Genomic DNA, 15070 nt, shown 5'->3' with positions numbered 1-15070 from the left:
CTCTGATTTACACATTTTTAATTCTGACTTTGGTTCATAGACCTAAGCCGTTTCACTTCCTCTTCAGCTGTTTTTAATTTAGCTACCAGCTCTTGTGTTAGTTTCTTTTGAACCTCTACTGATTTTGATTCTTCTACTTTTCTTGCTCTTTCCTTCTCCTCTTGCACGGCCAAAAGTTCTTCCATACTCTGACGTAACGCTCCTTCTTGCGCTCTCAATTCTTTCGCCTGTTCTTTATTCTGCCTTTCCGTTTCCCTGAGCTTACTAATTATTCTGGCCATAGATTGCTTTTGAGCCTCTGCTTGGGCATTTGCGCGTTCAAGTTCAAGGTTTTTCTTATTAGCCACTTCCTGCGCACGCTGCAGTTCCTCCATATTCTGTCGCAACACCTCCTCCTGGGCCTTTAACTGTTCCGTCTGTTCCTGTTTTTCGTTTTCCTTTTGCCTAAGCCTCTCAAGCATTTTGCTCATAGTTTGCTTTTGAGCCTCAGCCTGGGCATTTGAACGTTCTAATTCCGCATTTCTTTTCTCAGCAGCCTCCTGAGTGACCCTCAGTTTTTCCATGTTCTGAAGTAGCTCTTCCCCCTGTACTCTCAACTGCTGCCTCTGTTCATCGCTTTGTTTTTCCTTTTCCTTAAGCTTCTCAAGCATTCTGGACATGGACTGCTTTTGGGCTTCAGCCTGTATGCCCGCTCTCTCCAACTCAACGTTTCTTCTTTCTGCAGCTTCCTGGGTAGACTGCAGTTCTTCCATATTCTGCCTTAACTCCTCTTCTGACGCTCTCATTTCTTCTGCCTGTTGTTGACTCAGTTCCAGAAGGTTTTGAGTTTGTGTATTCATCTTGGCACTGAAAATAGCAGAAGCAATATTTTCACTTACTTTAAGTATAAATTCACGCTCATATTCCTCATATGGCCTAAATGTTGCAAGCTCCAGAATACCATAGGTATCCTCATTTACTTTTAATGGAGCTATAAAAACACAGCCTGGTGTAGCTTCACCCAAACCAGAGGTAATGTGGACATACTCTTGTGGAACTTGAGTGATGAATATAGGCTCACCCTCTTGCCAACACTCACCTGTTAACCCTTCTCCCAGCTGGATTTCCTTATCAACAAACCGCTTTTTATCCCATGCATAACAGGCTGCCATTTTAAGGTAAGCGTCTCCCTCATCATTACCTTCGACAATAAAAAGTGCCCCCTGATTGGAATTGGTATATTTTACCATTTCGCTAATAATACTGTTAGCCAACAATTTAAGGTCTGTTTTGCTGCGTATGATATCCGCAAATTGCGCAAGGCCAGAAACTATCCAGTTTCTTTGTTTTTCCTCTTTCGCATTTCGCTTGAGATTTTCTTTCATCTCAAGCAACGCCCTACTCATTCCGTCATCCTCACTCCTAAGCTCTATATCATTGTCATAATTGCCGTTGCCTATGGCTACAGCAAATGCAGTTCGTTCCTTAAGATCATTAATCAAGTTGACCAGAGCGTTGGTCATTACCTGATCCTGACCAATTTTAAAATCTGCGTTAACCAATTTTCCTTCACTGATGGCGACAATGATATTCCTCAATTGGGTAAGAGGTTTATATAGTTTCTCTCTTACATGATAAAGTGAAAGTAGACATCCAATAATAAAAATCAGGAGCAGAAGGATTACCAAAACAACTAAAACATCATCCGCACGTTCCATTTCAACCACAACTGAAGAGACCTTCCGCTCCTGTGCCTGAATCACGCCTTCAAGCATTTTCTTTATATTGGAAACCCGATTTTCAATTTTCCTCTTGATGTTATCCACCGATATGCTTGTTAACTCAGAAGTTCCCGATTCACTAACGGTTAATAGCTTTATTAACTCTTCCCTTGATATCAGTAGAGCTTCAAATGTATTCAGGAACTTCTCAGAACTTTCATCTTTCCCTATGACAGCAACAAGATTCTTATATTCTTTTTTAAGCGTGCTATATTTATTAGCTATCTTATCATGAGCAATACCTGTATTCTGCGATTCAAAAAGCAACACCTCAAATTCCCTTAAAAGCCAAATTGTCGGCATTTGTACTTCCTGAACTTCATAACCCAGCATCTTCATTTCTTTATGCTTAAAATAGAGAGCATAAACTACAGCTAGCGCCATTACAAGCAATACCATATAAGTAATGGCAAATTTCCCCAATAAGTTAACCTTCAATTTTGTCATCACATTTCATACATTAACTTTCACATCCTCATTAATCTGTTAGTTTGAGGAATTCTATCAGTTAATGAGTTTGAACCAGACTGCGATGATAAGAGTTTTACGACATAGTTTTTTTATATGCTACTAGACAAAAAGGTGGGCTTTTTGGTTGACAAAAAGGTGGACATTAATAAAATATGCTCAATTTTAATGCTATGAAGTATTCTGAGTACTATAACAAGTATGAAACCCCTAGCATAAACCGTAGAATATCAAATGATTGTATGAATCAAATGCCCTAATGGATCAAATTTATCAGTTCAAGTCGTTTATAAAATCTCACCAGCAAGAACTGCTGGATCAAATCCTGGAGCACCTATGGCTATGCCTGATTTCACTGGCAATTGCCACAGCTATGGGTTTATTTTTGGGTATTTTTATAAGTAAAAAGAGAAAACTCTCATCTCCAATCATAGGTTTTGTTAATGCCATACAAACAGTACCCAGTGTGGCATTACTAGGATTCCTCATTCCTTTTCTGGGGATAGGAGTTGTGCCAGCTATTGTAGCCTTGTTTTTATACGCTCTCCTTCCAATAGTTAGAAACACCTATATTGGAATAGCTGAAATAGATCCTGCCATAAAAGAAGCCGCTATAGGTATGGGTATGTCCCCTCAGCAGGTGCTAATAAAAGTAGAGTTACCATTAGCCATGCCAGTAATCTTTGCTGGCATTCGTACGGCTTTTGTTATTAATGTAGGGGTTGCCACCCTATGCGCATTGATAGCAGCAGGCGGCTTGGGTGAATTTATTTTTCGTGGCCTTAGTACCAATAACCCACATATGATACTTGCCGGCGCTATCCCTGCGGCCTTAATGGCTCTATTCTTTGATACATTAATGAGCCATATTCAAAAACACATTTATAAGCTTATTAAGCCTATATTAATCACAGCGGTGGCCAGTCTTCTTTTTATAACTTGGTATAGCCTAAGTGGACAGACTGAATCAGCTCGATTTGTTGCGGGTTTCCCGTCTGAGTTTATTGAGCGTGGAGATGGTTATCTGGGCCTAAAAGAAGCCTATAGCCTTGACCTCGAAGTAAAAGAAATGGAAATTGGGCTGATGTACCAAGCCGTTAAAAGCAAGCACGTTGATGTAATCAGTGGCTTTTCTACCGACGGAAGAATTGAAGCTTTCAATCTCTATAAATTAAGAGATGATAAGAATTATTTCCCCCCATATCATGCATCTCCAATCATACACCAAAAGACTCTGGACAAACACCCCAGAATAGCAGTAGCACTAAGTGAGCTAGCAAACACAATTTCAGATGAGGAAATGGCTCGAATGAACTTCCTGGTAGATGAAAAAGGAGTAGATATCCGAGAGGTGGCCATGGGTTTTCTAAAAAGTAAAGGGTTTCCGGTTGAAGCTTCTCTTTCAGGCAACCCAGATGTGCTTATAGGATCAAAAAATTTTACTGAAAGCTATATTCTGGCTCACATTTTCAAAATTATTATTGAAAACAAAACAGGACTCACCGTTGACCTAAAGCTCGGTTTTGGAGGAACCAAATTACTCTTTGATGCTTTGGATACAGGAGAAATAGACATTTATCCAGAGTACACAGGCACCGGGCTGCTTGTAATACTAAAGCCCAACAAGGACGTTAATATCCCATACCATAAGGACAAGGTTTTCGATTTTGTAAGCAAGGAGTTTAAAAAGCAATATAACATTGTTTGGCTTCCTCCCCTTGGTTTCAACAATACTTTTGCATTAATGATGAGGAAAAAACAGGCAGAAAGTTTAGGCATTCAATCTATTAGTGACCTAGCAAAGGCACGCAAAAAATAGGTGTCTACACCTATTGATTTTATATATTAAAGTGAATTATTTACAATACTCTTTAACAGAAGCCTTTGCCTCTTCGGAACCTAGCTCCACCGCTGTATTAAGATCGAGGCACCCATCATATTTATCACCTTTTTGTATTTTGGCTAAGCCTCGCTGGTGGAAGGTCTCAGGGTCGGTTGGGAACAACTCTATTGAATATGAATAATCTTGGATAGCACCTTTATAATCTTCAAGTGCCATTTTTGATAATGCTCTGTTATCATAGTAAACGGGGTTGTATGGGTCGAGCTCAACAGCCATATTGTAGTCTTCAATAGCACCTTCATGGTTTTCAAGATTATACTTTACTACTCCTCTCAAATTATAAGTATCAGGATCTTCATTAAATAGCTCGATTGATTTATTATAATCAGCCAGTGCTCCTTCGTAATCTTCAAGTGTACTTTTTGCCAAAGCTCGGTTTTCAAATTTGACAGGGTCAGATGCATCCATTTCAATAGATTTATTATATCCTTCTATGGCCTTTTCCACTTCACCAATATTATATTGAGCCACACCTAAATAGTTATAAGCATCAGGATCTGACGGATCAAGAGAGATGGATTTATTATAATCATCAATTGCACTGATATACTCTTCAAGCTCGGCTTTTACAACCGCACGATTGAAGTATTTATCAGCATCATTAGGATCCAACTCAATGGCTTTGGAGAAATCAAAATATGCACCTTGTAGGTCTTCAAGGTTGTATTTAGCAAAGCCCCTGTTGGTATATGCTCGTGCAGATTTAGAGTCATACTTTATGGCCTTGTCATAGTCCTCCATGGCTCCATAATCATCCCCAAGGTTAAACTTTGCCTCTCCACGGTTGACCAACGCATCTGCAAAGGTAGAGTCTACCTCCAGGGCAATGTTATAATCGCCAATGGCACCATAAAAATCACCTAATTGATTTTTCGAAAACCCCCTTTGGTTATAAGCTTCTTTATATTTACTATTCGCCTCAACAGCCTTGGTCAATATAGAAACTGCCTCCTTGTAATCTTCATTTTCAATACTCTTTAAGGCTTTAGTGTATAACTCTTCAGCAGACTGGGCTATGCACAGAATAGGAGACAAAATTAAAATAATAACACTCAGAGCTTTCATAGGCAATTGATTAATCATTCCAATGACATCAAATATAGGTGATTTCAAACAAAATAGTGATAACCGCAAAAACAACGAGTTGCAAATAATAAATTTATTTTCACATAGTTTATTTAACATCTAAAAAGGCGTTACTATTTAAATTTTTTAACATGTCCCCTTTGATGATTTCCTAAACAAAATAAGCTAAAAGAGCTGTCAAATAACCTAACAGCTCTTTTACGTTTTTAACCCCTCTTTCATTCCTTTCAAAGAAAAGTTTCCTCCGAAAAAACCCGGCTCAATTCCGATTACCTCTGCCCATATATAGGTATATATCTGAACCTCATTCAACCTAATTTACCTATGAATCGCTATTTAATACAGCAAGGGTTCTCGTCCTGCTCCCTTGATGAACTGAGCGCCATAAATTACTATGTTAGGTTTATGCCTGTTTTTTGCCTTACACTAGTAATAACAGGCCTACTATTAAACCAACCATTAATTTATTTCAGTTTGGCTACCCTTGGCATAATGGGGTTTGCTTCAAAAAAATATCATCCCATGGATGCCATTTACAACAGGGTAATTGCGCCTATCTATCAAAAAAAATTGCCTGCCGTAAATCCACTGCCCAGAAGATACTCCAGTCTGATGAATACAATTTTTAACCTTACTACAGGACTCTTACTATTCAATGGCTTTTATTCGGTGGGTCTCTTCACAGGAGGCCTTTTGATCTTGCTTCAGCTTGCTGCAATTCTTACTCACTTCTGTGTGGCCTGTTGGTTGTATGAAAAGTTTTATGCCTTTCTGGGGTACGGGAACAATATTACCCTTTCGAAGGCAAGAGAACTTCGAATGAATGGGGCCTTGCTTGTTGATGTAAGAACTCCTCAAGAGCATGAAAAACAGGTGATCACAGGCGCCCTAAATATTCCCATTACCACGCTCACTGATAATAATATATATCACGGCAAGGATGTCATTGTTTTCTGTAATAGTGGCATGAGATCTAAAGAAGCCTCGAATATTATAAATCAAAAAGCACTGGCCAGGGCCTATTCCCTAGGCTCTATAGAAAATGCCATTAAACTATAGAGTTTATTGTGGCGGTTATCATAACCTCTTATAGGGTAATCCGTTTGAAGTAAGCATAAAACTGCTTGCATATGTATCGATCTATACCGTTTTTCTTCCTTTTAACCGTTTTTTTTCACTGTAAAGGTCAAAACAACCCCACCCAAAATGAGCTGCAGATGGATTGGGAAAAATATGATCCTCCCTCCACACTGGTCGTACCAGAGCATATCATAAAACAGGCAAAGTATCCATTCATAGACGTACACAACCACCAGTTTAATATGCCTAACCAAGACCTTACTGAGGTAGTGGAAGAAATGGACAAGCTCAATATGTCGGTTATGGTTAACCTCAGCGGTAGAGGAAGAGGCTCTGAAAAACACCTGATAGGTAGCCTTGAAAATGTAAAGAAAACAGCTCCAAAACGTTTTGTTGTATTTACAAATATTGACATCAGCAGTATTAATGAGTCAGGCTGGACTGAGCGCACTGTAAAACAGATTGAAAATGATGTTCAGCTAGGAGCTAATGGACTCAAAATATATAAGAGTCAAACTATGGCTGTAATCAACGGCCAGCGAATAACCATCGACGACCCTCGAATTGACCCTGTTTGGGAAAAATGTGGCGAATTAGGTATCCCTGTATTAATACATGCAGCAGATCCTAAGCCTTTTTGGGAGTCTCATGACGAACAAAATGAAAGGTGGCTGGAATTAAAGGTACGCCCCGGTAGAAAAAGGTCTGATTCTGACCCTGCCCCATGGGAACAAATTATCGGAGAGCAACATCACTTATTTGAAAAGCACCCAAACACTACCTTTATCAATGCCCACCTAGGTTGGTATGGCAATAATTTAGCAAAGCTTGGCACGCTTATGGATAAATACCCCAACATGTATACTGAAATAGGTGCTGTTATTGCCGAACTGGGTCGACAGCCTCGCATGGCAAAGAAATTCCTGACCAAGTATCAAGACAGGGTAATGTTTGGTAAAGACAGTTGGAACCCTGAAGAATATTATACCTATTTCCGAATACTTGAAACTGATGACGAGTATTTTCCATATTATAAAAGATACCACGCATTCTGGAGAATGTACGGCCTGAACCTAGATGATGAAGTTTTGAAAAAGCTCTATTACAAAAATGCTTTGAAGGTAATACCAAATATAGATAAGACACTATTTCCAAAATAGCGAAGTGGAAACCAAAATGAGTGCCTTTACAGTCACTCTGATAGCTTACTTATCTACTACAAACTCTAAACCCCAAGGCAAGTTCAACATCCAACCTGTCAGGCTAAACCTGTCCTTTTTAGATAACAATACCTCATGCTCTATAATCTCGCTTCTAAAACATGCCAGTTTACCTGCAGTAGGGGCAACATCCTTAATTTCATTGCCAAAGTAAAGCCTTAACTCTCCTCCGTCTCCTGGCTCCCATTCAGTATTCAGATAGCAGATAAAAGATATTTTTCTAGCTCCATCATTTTTAAACTGATCGAGGTGTCTTTTGTAAAATGAGCCGGGAGGGTAAATGGTAAAGTGCGTTTCATAATCTTGTATCCCCAAAAAGCATGTCCTATTTAGATAATCTTTTAAACTGTCTATTTTATCCAAAAACCTCTTCACCGGAGGAAGAGCATGTTTAGGGTTTACCCATTTGATATAATCACCGCGAATACTTCTGTCATATTGCAGGTTATCATCCTTACCGATACCGGCTCTCCTAAAAAGATCGTGATCCTGATGCAGGGAAAAAACTTTCAAAATGTCATGAACCTCCTCCATAGGAAGAAAGTTATCAACAATTGCATAATCCTGGCTAGCTAATCCATCAGCTATAAATTCCAAGTAATCAGTGGAAATGTTCATCGAAGTAGTAACACTGTAAATTTACAATCGTGGTGTGGCTTTTAAAATAATTTAGTATGATTATAGTTTAGAAAGTAACAAACTTATTAAGCTAACGTCTATTACATGCTTAGTTTTGAGCATAAACTCTATACCCTTTTAAAATATGAAATATAAACTGCCGCTGTTATTGCTGTTGTCTATTGTGTTATTTACTTATGGCTGTAAACGCCCAGAAGATGCTCCTGTATTTAGAAGGGTAGGTAATATTGAAGTTACAAAAGTGACCGGTTCCAAAGCATACCTTAACGCCAATGCTTATTTTTATAATCCCAATGGTGTAAAGATGAAGCTTAAAAAAGTTGCCGTGGATGTTGAGGTAGAGGGCAACAAAATTGGCACCATCAACCACTCTGTAAAGACTTTGATCCCGGCAAACTCTGAGTTCAAAGTGCCACTGGATGCCACCTTTGATATGAAACAGATGGGATTCCTGAAGAGCGTAATCAGCATTCTTGGCGGAAAGAAGGTCAAAGTGCATTATAAAGGATTCATTAGGGTGTCATTACATGGCTTACCCATTAAAGTACCTGTCGACTATGAAGACCATGTTCGTATTTAATTAACTCAACAAATCATTATGATCAAAAATATACTGATTACTGCCCTGTTTTCAACTTGCTTTCTAACATCACATGGCCAATCCAATGAACTCACCAAAGAGATTGAAGAATTCCATAAAGAACTTAACGAAGAATTTGCTAACCCAGAGGAAAGCCCTTTAACGAAACAAGACCTGGAAACATTTAAATCTCTTGATTTCTTTCCTATAGACCTCAAGTATCGTATTGTGGCCAAGTTTGTACGAACTCCAGATCAAAAACCATTTAAAATGGCAACCACCACCACCCGGTCTCCCATTTATGAAAAGTATGGTGAAGCTCATTTTGAGCTCAATGGTCAGGAGTTTGTACTAGAGGTTTATCAAAGCCATGAACTGAAAGAAACTGAGGAATACAAGGATTATCTTTTTTTACCGTTCACTGACCTCTCCAATGGTGAGGAGACATATGGAGGAGGAAGGTATCTCGGCCTAACCATTCCTGAAGCAGACACGGTTGTTCTTGATTTCAATAGAGCATACAATCCATATTGCGCTTACAATAAAAAATACTCATGTCCTTTGGTGCCAAGGCAAAATAGGGTCAGAACAAAAGTACTAGCAGGGGTCAAAGCATTTAAGTCACACTAGTAGCTTAAAATCAGTTCTACACGCCTGTTCCTCGCTCTTCCTTCTGTAGTACTATTAGTTTTTAAAGGCCTCTTTTCACCATAGAAATGAATAACTAACTGACTATCAGGTATACCAAGCCCTTCCAGCGCACGTGCAACAGCTTTGGAGCGATTGTGCGAAAGTACTACATTGTAATTATCGGTACCCCAGCTATCAGTATGTCCGATTACATGAATTTTACCCTCCGGTTTTTTATACCATTCATTGATGGCTGTAGTTAGTGTATGCTTAGCCCCAACAGGCACTCGGTATTCATCAAATTCAAATTCTATATTCCCCAGTATAATTTCTTTGGGTATACTTCTTGTTTGTTGTCTCTCTGAGTTCGCAAAGTCAGGGCGCCTGCTTTGTGCTGTTTTAGGTATAATATCCTCTTTAAAGTGCCTATCCAGCTGTACAACCAGGTCCCCAGAACTTTGAAATGAACCTCCTTTAAGAATAACTCCAGAATCCAAAATACCATCTCCAACATCAGCTATTGCTATTTTAATATGGTATACCTGATTGGGTATTACCGTACACCTAGCCTCCAAAACTCTGGTAAAACCATCGAATTGAATGTTATACTTTGGAGGAATCTCTTCATGTAGGTAGTTCTTATTTTCAATAACCTTGCGATTTCTTACATCCCAAATAAAAGGATCCGTGGTGTTTATATAAGTATTATCAACGTAATACTGGTTGTTCAATTTATTGTTTACCGTATTAACGGTAATAGGAGTAATACCATCAGGAAGCATGGCAATATTCATTTTTTCCAGGCCCGGCCCTTCAATAAAAAAAGCAAATACGTCATTAAACTTTGACCCAACATACTCAAGATACTCCTCAGAGGCAAAAACAAATTGAAAAGTCAGGTTTTCAGAAGCGGTTACAAAATCAAACTCAAGCACCGAAGCATCATATGTCTTCCCACGAGCAATTATATCGAGTTCAGGGTCTCCAGGAGCATCACTAGCCCAACCAGAGCGAGGAGACTTATTGGGACCTACAATAAAAAGGGCATTACCAGAAGTTAATAATATTCCCTTTTCGATACCTATTTGCGCGGTATGGTCTTCATAGAAACCAATAGCATGTTTCTGACCGGTAAACCTAATGTTCCCAGCCTGCACACCGTTACCCAAAAGTATATTATTAACCAAATCAGTGGCTGTTTGGGTTGTATCCACCACCTGTCCATGAAGGGTAATGCTTATGCCAAAAGCGACTACTAATACAATAAAAACTTGTTTAGCCATAGGAGTGGCCTCTTAATATTCTATCAACTTACATAAAACCAGCCTATTCTAATAATTCCAACAAGAACATAAATGTTCAAAAGTCAAAAAATGCGATTTTTAAAGATAAGGTACATCAAAGGTTACATGCCTTTTTCACTCAGTATATATTGATATACATTGACTTATAGCCAATGTATATGGCTTTGATTATCATGACAAGAATATTCTTCACCCTAAACCTACTGTTGTTTGGTGGCTTTTGCCATGGGCAAAGCCAACTTACTACTTTAATTTCTCCTGCTGGAGGGTCATATCATAGCAATTCCTTCAAAACTCTCTGGACAATTGGGGAAATTACAGGAGCAACCTCAAGAGTTAATAATGTACGTATACAGCAGGGCTTTATACAGCCTGGTGTCAGTGCTACAGTTACAGGTACTGAGCAACTGTTCAATCCCAAACTCAGTATATATCCCAATCCAGCTGATGAGTTTGTAAATATTTTATACAATACCTCTATAAACGATTTAAAATTCAAGTTTTTTGATTCACAAGGCCTACTATTGGAAACATGGACAGCTGAAAATATGCTTCAGGTCAAAAAGCTGGATATTTCCAATTATACTCCCGGGGTGTACCTCCTTGTTGTTGAAAGTCAAAGCCCAAAACAAAACATGAAGTACAAAATTATTAAAGCTTATATCAATGAATAAGTTAGCCTCTGTATTATTATTATTCATTATAATCTCCCCGGATTTGGTTGCTCAGGGAAATGACTCCTTCAGGTATCAGGCTGTTATTCAAAGTGAAAACGGTCAGATTATTGCCAGTAGAAAGGTGTCTTTTTTAGTTACTATTTTGAAATCAGCTTTGAACAGGGAGCGTGTATTCTCAGAGTTCCATACTACAGTTACCGATGAGTTTGGTGTTGTAAACCTTGCCATAGGTAAAGGCAACCCTATATTCAAAACCTTCGATAGCATTAAATGGGCCAGTGATGAGCATTTCATAAAAATTGAAATGGATGAAAATGGGGGGTCTAATTTTACACTTTTAGGAGAAAGCCAATTAATGACCGTTCCTTACGCTCTTCATGCCAAATCTGCCGATAATGTAGACGACGCTGATGCTGATGCTCAAAATGAAATACAAACATTAAGCTTGAGCGGAAATGAACTAAAGATCACCAGTGGTAATGCCATCCAACTGCCACAGCAGACTTTATCGCTTAATGGGAATAAATTATCAATTTCGAATGGCAATACCGTAGTATTACCCACAGAAAATTCTCAGGCACCAAACCCAGAGCAGCCAGTACCTATAATTTTTAGAGGCTCATATATTTATGCCCACCCAATTGATAATGCCGACAATGTTGTTTTTGGTCCCTTCCAAAATACAGGAGCAACCTCGGATTATGATGGCAAAACAAACACGGAAATATTAGTAGGCACCTATGGTTCTGGCAATTATGCCGCCAAGATTTGCGCAGACCTGAATGCCTTTGGATATGATGATTGGTATCTCCCATCACGTGCAGAATTAGACGCTATATTTAAGCAAAGCTACCTAATAGCGGACTATACACTTGAAGAGTACTGGACATCAAGCGAAACAGCCAATAACATGGCATATATTATTGACATGCGTACGGGTCAGCCCAATGACCAAGCGAAAAACCAAGAGAAAAAATGCAGGTGTATCCGAAAGGAATAACTATTCGGGTAGTGTTATGTATTCCAGGATTTTAAGTACCTGCTCAATATTTTCAGCTACGGCCATAGCCTGAGCATCAACTTCTTTCAGAGCATGAGTAAACTCTTTAGAGTGCACTACAATATATGATTTACCAAGAGCTGCAGCATAACCTGCATCAAAAGCAGCGTTCCATTGCTTGTACTTATCCCCAAATTTAACCACTACAACATCTGCCTTTTCAATGCTGTTTTTAATACGAATTGCATTGATCTTTGCAGCTTTGTGGTCTTTCCAGAAGTTGCTCTCTTCAGCTCCCAGAATTTCAACACCAACATTATCACTGGCATCATGATTTAATACCGGGGCTAAAAAGTCAACGGGAAGTAATTGTCTCTCAGCCTCGTTGATGAGCTCCTCCCTCCAACCTGAATGGATCTCACCTGACAAATAAACTTGTAGTTTCATAGGTATATAATTTTAAAATTGCTTTGTCAATATACAACAACTCAACCGCTCCGATATGAACACTTAGCTCATCTCCATATTACAAATCTCTGTTACCTTATGTTTAATTTTTTTATGCAAGAAATAAAATTTTCGGTTATCTCGGCCTTTAGCTTGTGCTCATTGTTTTTCACTACCCACTTCCCGTTGACCATAGTTCCTAAAGTCATTGTCGCGTCACCAGAATAAACAATGGTTGACAACAAATTGCTTACAGATGATGAGGCAAGCAAAGCTGCAGAGGCATCATAAACAACAGCATCAAAAGCTGCTCCCTCCATAAAGTATTGCTCACAATCATTACCCATAGCCTTTCTTCCTGCTATAAGAGCATGCTTGTAACCATAAGCCCCACTATCTGGCTCGATATTGTCTATAAAAGTATTTCTTTGATGTGAAGTCAGTCTTTGTCCATAATCTAATATTCTGAGCTCTTCCAATGGGTTAAGTCCAACATGACTATCCGTACCTATAGACCAACGCCCCCCTTGCTTTTGGAAGCTCTTCAAGGGAAATATGCCATCTCCAAGGTTTCCTTCGGTTGAAGGACAAAGAACAACATGAGCACCCGCCTGAGCTACGCCACTAACTTCAGCTTCTAACAGGTGTGTTGCATGTACCAGATGAAAGTTTTCGTTAACATCCGTGTTATTTAGCAACCACTCTACAGGTCGCATTTTTAAATATTCCTTAGCATCTTCAATCTCCTTAAGCTGTTCCGATATGTGGATATGAAAAGGAATTCCTTTGGGTCCCTCATTAATAGTAGTAATTATATCATCAGGCTGTACTGCTCTCAAAGAGTGAATACCAAAAGCTACTGTTGCTCCATTATATAATCTGGCAGCCTGTTTAGATGCTTCCAGCAATTTGAAGTATGAATCAAGCGTAGGGGAGATGAACCTACGTTGCCGGAGTTGAGGTTCTGCTCCAAACCCTCCCTTTTGATAAAACATTGGCACCAAAGTAATCTTAATTCCGGCCTTTTTGGCCGCTGCTACCAACCTCTCACCGTGCTCCGCCAGGTTTCCATAAGGTTTTCCATTCTTATCATGATGTAAGTAATGAAACTCTGCAACATGAGTATAGCCATGTCTCACCATTTCAGCGTACAGCATCGTAGCAACATGCTCAATATCTTTAGGAGACATGGTAAGGGCAAGTTGATACATAGCTTCTCGCCAAGTCCAGAAATCATCAGCAGCTTCAGCATTTTCATGACGTTCTGCTATACCTGCCATAGCATATTGAAAAGCATGACTATGAGCATTTTGAAAGCCAGGAACAGCAAAACCATTTACCTTTTCGGCTCCATCTATATCATCCGTTGAAATTTCCTTTATAACCCCCTCATTATCAATTGTTACACAGGCATTCTCTATCCAGCCATTGCTCTGTAAGATACCTTTGAACTTGTACGTTTTCATCTATAGAGTATCTATTTTTTTAATAAGGTTTTCAAAAGTCTTTTTCAGTAAAGTTCTCATATTACCTGCTCGCTCAATATCATAATGAACTTCTTTATTATCCATATAGTTGATTTTTGTCATTTCCAACTGCAGAGCATGTTGGCTTTGTTCCGGCTTGCCAAAGTATCTGGTCAGGTGACCTCCTCTAAAAGGATGGTTGTGCTCAACTTTAAGTCGCTTGGTTTTTAAAGTAGACAATGCTGTTTCAATTAACTCATTATCAGCTGTTTTACCATTATTGTCACCCAAAATCAAATCAGGGAAAATTTCCTTTCTGATCAAAGGTACATACTGACGAATAGAGTGCGCATCCCAGAAAAGTACCTTTCCAAACTGCTCTTTTAGCCCGTTTAGCAGTTCCGTTATTTTATTGTAATACGGCCAGTAATAGGTTTCAAGTCTTCTGTCTATCTCGTTTCTGTTAGGCATGTGATGATCCTGGTAAATAGGCTCTCCCGCAAATGATGCGCTTGGACACAATTCCGTAATAATTCGTCCATCATCATAAAGAGGAGCACTTTCCGGATCACGGTTAAGATCTATCACCCACCGGCTGTAAGTAGCGGTGATCATAGTGATCCCCATCTCCGGCGCAAAATCATAAAGCTTATGTACAAACCAATCTGTATCATCAGGCGCAGCAATAAGTTTTTGATTGTAGTGGTCTTTGATATTATCCGGAAAAAGTGTTCCACTATGCGGTACACTAATCAAAACAGGAACATTCTTTCCTTCTGCTTCTATGATATGGTATGGTTCTGTCATATT

At 39.1% G+C, this 15070-nt stretch carries 14 protein-coding genes; 7 read left to right on the top strand and 7 right to left on the bottom strand.

Going from position 1 to position 15070, the window contains the following annotated elements:
- Window positions 1-17: 17 nt before the first annotated feature.
- A complete protein-coding gene (locus JMN32_RS14020) occupies window positions 18-2207 on the bottom strand; it encodes a GAF domain-containing protein (RefSeq protein ID WP_202856970.1) in 2190 nt (729 codons plus the stop codon).
- Between the two features lie 280 nt (window positions 2208-2487).
- On the opposite strand from JMN32_RS14020, the gene JMN32_RS14015 reads away from it, so the two are divergent.
- Window positions 2488-4047, top strand: coding sequence for an ABC transporter permease/substrate-binding protein (locus tag JMN32_RS14015; protein ID WP_202856969.1), 1560 nt, complete (start codon window positions 2488-2490; stop codon window positions 4045-4047).
- Between the two features lie 36 nt (window positions 4048-4083).
- Here JMN32_RS14015 and JMN32_RS14010 read toward each other — a convergent pair whose 3' ends face one another.
- On the bottom strand, window positions 4084-5196 hold the full coding sequence (locus JMN32_RS14010) for a tetratricopeptide repeat protein (RefSeq protein ID WP_202856968.1): 1113 nt from the start codon (window positions 5194-5196) through the stop codon (window positions 4084-4086).
- 345 nt (window positions 5197-5541) lie between these two features.
- Here JMN32_RS14010 and JMN32_RS14005 point away from each other — a divergent pair, with 345 nt between their 5' ends.
- Window positions 5542-6276 carry a DUF4395 family protein gene (locus JMN32_RS14005; protein WP_202856967.1) on the top strand — a complete coding sequence of 245 codons (735 nt, stop codon included), beginning with the start codon at window positions 5542-5544 and terminating at the stop codon, window positions 6274-6276.
- Between the two features lie 158 nt (window positions 6277-6434).
- Complete coding sequence (locus tag JMN32_RS14000) at window positions 6435-7457, top strand: amidohydrolase family protein (RefSeq protein WP_394369173.1); 1023 nt, start codon at window positions 6435-6437, stop codon at window positions 7455-7457.
- 45 nt (window positions 7458-7502) lie between these two features.
- On the opposite strand, the gene JMN32_RS13995 is transcribed toward JMN32_RS14000, so the two are convergent.
- Window positions 7503-8135, bottom strand: a complete 633-nt coding sequence (locus JMN32_RS13995) for a 2OG-Fe(II) oxygenase (RefSeq protein WP_202856965.1) — start codon at window positions 8133-8135, stop codon at window positions 7503-7505.
- A gap of 145 nt (window positions 8136-8280) precedes the next feature.
- On the opposite strand from JMN32_RS13995, the gene JMN32_RS13990 reads away from it, so the two are divergent.
- Window positions 8281-8736, top strand: a complete 456-nt coding sequence (locus tag JMN32_RS13990; protein WP_202856964.1) for an LEA type 2 family protein — start codon at window positions 8281-8283, stop codon at window positions 8734-8736.
- Window positions 8737-8754: 18 nt separating this feature from the next.
- On the top strand, window positions 8755-9366 hold the full coding sequence (locus JMN32_RS13985; RefSeq protein WP_202856963.1) for a DUF1684 domain-containing protein: 612 nt from the start codon (window positions 8755-8757) through the stop codon (window positions 9364-9366).
- Here JMN32_RS13985 and JMN32_RS13980 read toward each other — a convergent pair.
- Entirely contained in the window at window positions 9363-10649 is a 1287-nt protein-coding gene (locus JMN32_RS13980) for an OmpA family protein (RefSeq protein WP_202856962.1), read from the bottom strand. The two genes, JMN32_RS13985 and JMN32_RS13980, sit on opposite strands and share 4 nt — an antisense overlap.
- Window positions 10650-10828: 179 nt before the next feature.
- Between JMN32_RS13980 and JMN32_RS13975 the strand changes: the two genes are divergently transcribed.
- Together JMN32_RS13975 and JMN32_RS13970 are read left to right on the top strand one after the other, a co-directional pair.
- Window positions 10829-11344, top strand: coding sequence for a T9SS type A sorting domain-containing protein (locus JMN32_RS13975; protein ID WP_202856961.1), 516 nt, complete (start codon window positions 10829-10831; stop codon window positions 11342-11344).
- Entirely contained in the window at window positions 11337-12347 is a 1011-nt protein-coding gene (locus JMN32_RS13970) for an Lcl domain-containing protein (RefSeq protein WP_202856960.1), read from the top strand. The genes JMN32_RS13975 and JMN32_RS13970 overlap by 8 nt, the downstream gene beginning before the upstream one ends.
- Here the strand turns inward: JMN32_RS13970 and JMN32_RS13965 are convergent, their stop codons facing one another.
- From JMN32_RS13965 to JMN32_RS13955, 3 genes are all read right to left on the bottom strand, one after another.
- Window positions 12348-12794 (bottom strand): YtoQ family protein, encoded by a 447-nt coding sequence (locus JMN32_RS13965; RefSeq protein WP_202856959.1) that lies wholly within the window; start codon window positions 12792-12794, stop codon window positions 12348-12350.
- A 92-nt stretch (window positions 12795-12886) separates the two neighbouring features.
- Window positions 12887-14260, bottom strand: a complete 1374-nt coding sequence (hutF, locus tag JMN32_RS13960; protein ID WP_202856958.1) for a formimidoylglutamate deiminase — start codon at window positions 14258-14260, stop codon at window positions 12887-12889.
- Window positions 14261-15067, bottom strand: a complete 807-nt coding sequence (locus JMN32_RS13955) for an N-formylglutamate amidohydrolase (protein WP_202856957.1) — start codon at window positions 15065-15067, stop codon at window positions 14261-14263.
- Between the last annotated feature and the right edge of the window lie 3 nt (window positions 15068-15070).

It is taken from the genome of Fulvivirga marina (genome assembly GCF_016775155.1).
GTDB classification, from domain to species: Bacteria; Bacteroidota; Bacteroidia; order Cytophagales; family Cyclobacteriaceae; genus Fulvivirga; species Fulvivirga marina.
Note: the sequence above shows the minus strand (reverse complement) of the source record. Positions and strands in the feature narration are given on the sequence as shown.